Below are 1448 nucleotides of genomic sequence, written 5' to 3'. Positions count from 1 at the left end.
TTGTTGCGGGTGAGCGTGGGTTTGTGGTGGGTGGTTGTGATGGTGTGGGGGTGGTGGTGGGGGGTTTGACGTTGGTGGATGTGTTGGATGGTCGGTTTGCTGGTGTGGGTGGTGGGGGGTTGGTGTGTGGTGGGGTGGTGTTGTCGTGGGGTGAGTTTGATGTTCGGGTGAATCGTTTTGCGCGGTTGTTGATTTCGTTGGGGGTGGGTCCGGAGTCGCGGGTGTGTGTGGCGTTGTCGCGGTCGGTGGAGTTGTTGGTGGCGGTGTTTGCGGTGGTGCGGGCTGGTGGGGTGTTCGTTCCGGTGGATGTGGGTGCGCCGGTGGAGCGGGTGGGGTTTGTGGTGGGGGTGGTGGATCCGGTGGTGGTGTTGTCGCGGGTTGGTGATGGTGGGTGTTTGCCGGTGGGGGTGGGGTTTGTTGATGTGGGTTGTGTTGATGTTTCGGGGTTTTCGGGTGCTCCGGTGGGGGTGGGGGAGCGGTTGGGGGTGTTGTTGCCTGAGCATGCGGTGTATGTGATGTTCACGTCGGGGTCGACGGGTCGTCCGAAGGGGGTGGTGGTGTCGCATGCGGGGGTGGTGAATCGGTTGTTGTGGATGCAGGGGGAGTTTCCGTTGGGTGTGGGGGATGTGGTGTTGCAGAAGACGCCGGTGTCGTTCGATGTGTCGGTGTGGGAGTTGTTTTGGCCGTTGATGGTGGGTGCTCGGTTGGTGGTGGCGGATGTGGGTGGGCATCGTGATCCGGTGTATTTGGTGGGTGTGATCGAGCGGTGGGGGGTGTCGGTGGTGCATTTTGTGCCGTCGATGTTGGAGGTGTTCGTGGGGGAGTTGGGCGTGGGGGAGTTGGGGGTGGGGTGTTCGTGTTTGCGTCGGGTGTTTGTCTCGGGTGAGGGGTTGTCGTCGGTGTTGGCGGGGCGGTTTGCGGGGGTGTGTGGTGCGGAGTTGGTGAATTTGTACGGGCCGACGGAGGCGTCGGTGGATGTGACGTTTCATGTGGTGGGTGGTGGTGAGGGGGTGGGTGTTCCGATTGGTCGGGCGGTGTGGAATACGCGGGTGTTGGTGTTGGATTCGCGGTTGCGGCCGGTTCCGGTGGGGGTTGTGGGGGAGTTGTACGTGGGTGGGGTGCAGGTGGCGCGGGGGTATGAGGGTCGTGTGGATTTGACGGTGGGTCGGTTTGTGGCGGATCCGGTGTCCGGGGTGTCGGGTGGTCGGTTGTATCGGACGGGTGATGTGGTGCGGTGGGGGTGTGGTGGTGAGTTGGAGTTTGTGGGGCGCAAGGATTTTCAGGTGAAGGTGCGGGGGCAGCGGGTGGAGTTGGGTGAGGTGGAGGCGGTGTTGGTTGCTCAGGTGGGGGTGGCTCGGGCGGTGGTGGTGTTGCGGTCGGGTGTGGGTGGGGATTTTTTGGTGGGGTTTGTGGTGGGTGAGGTGGGGGTGGTGGTGGATGAGGTGGTG

The 1448-nt window shown here is 62.9% G+C and carries 1 protein-coding gene; it reads left to right on the top strand.

The window, feature by feature from the left end:
• Positions 1-74: 74 nt before the first annotated feature.
• A partial coding sequence (locus tag ACFT1A_RS30950; protein WP_378450107.1) for an amino acid adenylation domain-containing protein occupies positions 75-1448 on the top strand: 1374 nt, incomplete at its 3' end.

The organism is Rhodococcus sp. NPDC057135, assembly GCF_042670865.1.
GTDB lineage: Bacteria > Actinomycetota > Actinomycetes > Mycobacteriales > Mycobacteriaceae > Rhodococcus_F.
The sequence above is the reverse complement of the archived record's forward strand: the minus strand, read 5'-3'. Positions and strand labels throughout refer to the sequence as shown.